General features: G+C 74.2%; 2 protein-coding genes. One reads left to right on the forward strand and one right to left on the reverse strand.

Annotation, left to right across the window (positions count from 1 at the left end; genetic code table 11):
* Positions 1-441: 441 nt before the first annotated feature.
* Positions 442-1,053, reverse strand: a complete 612-nt coding sequence (gene mftR, locus NBZ85_RS29905) for a mycofactocin system transcriptional regulator MftR (protein ID WP_235947229.1) — start codon at positions 1,051-1,053, stop codon at positions 442-444.
* A 153-nt stretch (positions 1,054-1,206) separates the two neighbouring features.
* On the opposite strand from mftR, the gene NBZ85_RS29910 reads away from it, so the two are divergent.
* Positions 1,207-2,789, forward strand: a 1,583-nt coding sequence (locus NBZ85_RS29910; protein WP_261563284.1) for a mycofactocin system FadH/OYE family oxidoreductase 1, incomplete at its 3' end; no start/stop codon positions are given.

The raw sequence follows: 2,789 nt of genomic DNA on the forward strand, positions 1-2,789 counted from the left end.
ACCCCGAGCCGCCGGATCGGGCACCCGAAACGCCTGCCCCGGTCGTGCCGGGAGATGTGCTGGTCGAGCTGGCCTGGGGCGCGGACGACCCCGCAGAGGCCGGGCCCGGCTGCGAGCTCTTATCGCCCGGCGCGGCATCGCCGGCGGGCGATCCCGAGGGGTGCGCGGCGCTCGGGCTGGCCGAGGCCCCGGCGATGGTGCTCTCATCCGTACCAGCGCTGCTCGGCCCGGCGCCGTTCCTGGAGCTCGTGCTTGCCATGGAGCGCTTCCTCCCCGTCAACCAGCCGGCCGTCAGCTCCGAAGAGTCATCGGACTGCGTCGATGGGTGCACAGCCTCGCAGCTTCGGTGCCACAGCGCTACCGCTCAACGCAATGATGCGGCTACTTTCTGTCGCGGCGCGCGTGGGCGGATCGCCAGGGGGAGCTACGGCCGGCCGGCCGTCAGATCGCCTGGAAACCGGTCGCAAGCAGCCCGAGCGCCTCGTCGAGGAGTGCGACCAGGTCCGCGCCCTCCGCTCGCAGCCACTGCTCGTACGCGGCGACCGAGACCCCGAGATGCGTCGCCGCGACCGCCTGCGGCGCCAGGGCGTCCACTGGTTGACCGGCCCGGCGGGCGACGAATTCGGCGATGACGCCACGCCAGCTTGCATAGCGCAGCGTCGAGTGTGCCTGCAGGGCAGGGGTGCGCAGGATGAGCGTCATCCGGCGGCGTAGCCAGTCGCCCTCCGCGGGCGGATAGGTGTTGAAGTCGAGAATCGCCCGGCGCAGGACGGCAAGCATCGGTTCGCCCGCCGTCGCGGCCGCCAGCGAGGCACGCATGACCTCGAGCTGGCCGTCGAAGTCACCCCAGGGGACATCGTTCTTGGAGGCGAAGTAGCGGAAGAAGGTCCGCCGCCCGATCCCGGCTGCGCGGGCGATGTCGTCGACGGTGGTCTCCTCGAAACCCCGCTTGGTGAACATCTGCAGGGCGAGGTGCTCGAGCTCTGCCGCACTGGTGGCGGGCCGGCGGCCGGTGCGTCGGCCGTCGACACCCGTGGTCACAACGACGGGCACCACTCGCCCCTCACCCCACTTCACTTTCGACATCGAGTGCCACTAATGTCCAGGGCGGCGGGCAGCAGCCGGCGGGCGGGCCGCATCACCGGCATGCCGGTCCTACCGCCTCTGCCCGCCCCACGCGCCCCGCCATCACCGTAGAGGAGATCCATGCGGCCCGCGGAAGCGGCGGGTACACCGCCCGTTCGAGCGGTGGTGACGGCCACCCGGTTGAGCCAGCCGATCGTGCTGCGCGCCGGACTGCGCGCGCCTTCCCGGGTCCTGTTCGGACCGCATGAGACCAACCTGGGCCGAGGGCGGGCGCTGTCCGAGCGGCACGTCGCCTACTACGAGCGGCGGGCGGCGGGCGGAGCCGGCCTGATCGTCACCGAGACCGCCTCGGTCACCTCCGACGACTGGCCCTACGAACGGGCCCCGCTCGCCGCCGACTGTGAGCCCGGTTGGGCGGCCCTGGCCCAGGCGGTCCGCCCGCACGGGACCGTGGTGCTCGCCGGCCTGGGCCACGCCGGCGGGCAGGGGTCGAGCGCATGGTCGCAGCAGCCGCTGTGGGCTCCCTCCCCGGTAGCCGACGTGGTGAGCCGGGAGGTACCCGCCGAACTGGACCAGACCACCATCGCGGGCATCGTCGCGGGCTTCGCCGCCGGGGCCGGCCGGGCGATGGCGGCCGGGCTCGGCGGGGTGGAGATCGACGCCGGGGTGTTCTCCCTGCTGCGGCAGTTCCACTCGGGGCTGACGAACCGGCGCGCCGACGGCTACGGCCAGGACCGGCTCCGCCTCACCCGCGAGGTCCTTGCGGCGGTCCGTGCGACCATCGGCGACGCGCGGATCCTCGGCCTTCGGTTGTGCTGCGACGAACTGGCGCCCTGGGCGGGCGTCACCCCGCAGCAGGCGGCCGGCCAGGTGGCCGCGCTCGCCGACCTCGTCGACCTGCTTGTCGTGGTCCGAGGCGGCCCGTTCGCGACGGGCGCGTACCGGCCCGACGCGGCCACCCCACCTGCCTTCAACACCGATCTCGCCCGCCGGATGCGCCGCGCCGCCGGCGGCCGGGTGCCCGTCGTGCTGCAGGGCAGTGTGGTGGACGTCGCCGACGCCGAACGAGCCCTCGGCACCGCGGCCGCGGACGTGGTGGAGATGACGCGCGCGCTGATCGCGGAGCCGGATCTGGTGGCGCTGGTCCGCGCGGGCCAGGGTCATCGCGTGCGTCCCTGCGTGCTGTGCAATCAGGCCTGCCAGGTCCGGGATGTCCGCAACCCGCTGGTGAGCTGCATCGGCGAACCCGCCAGCGGCCACGAGACCGTCGAACCCCCACTGCACCGGCAGGCCGCGACGCCGGTGGACGTCCTCGTCGTCGGCGGCGGCCCGGCCGGATTGGAGGCCGCGCGCGTGCTGGCCACCCGCGGGCACCGCGTCCGGCTGGCCGAGCGCACCGCCCGGCTGGGCGGGACGCTGCGGATCGCGGCCCGGGGGGCCGGGCGCGATCGGCTGGCTCGGCTGACCGACTGGTGGGCGGCCGAGTGTCACCGGCTCGGGGTACGGATCTGCCTGAACACCGACATCGGCACCGAGGAGATCGACCGGCACCGGGCCGCTGGCCACGCCGTGCTGCTCGCCACCGGTTCGGTCCCGGCGCCACCCGCCGCTCGGACCGACCTGCCCGCTCCCCGCGCCACGGCGACGATCCAGGTCCTCGACGTGGTCGACGTCCTGACGGCGGGGGCGGCGGTCGTTCCTGC

This window comes from Frankia tisae (assembly GCF_025403405.1).
Taxonomy (GTDB): domain Bacteria; phylum Actinomycetota; class Actinomycetes; order Frankiales; family Frankiaceae; genus Frankia; species Frankia tisai.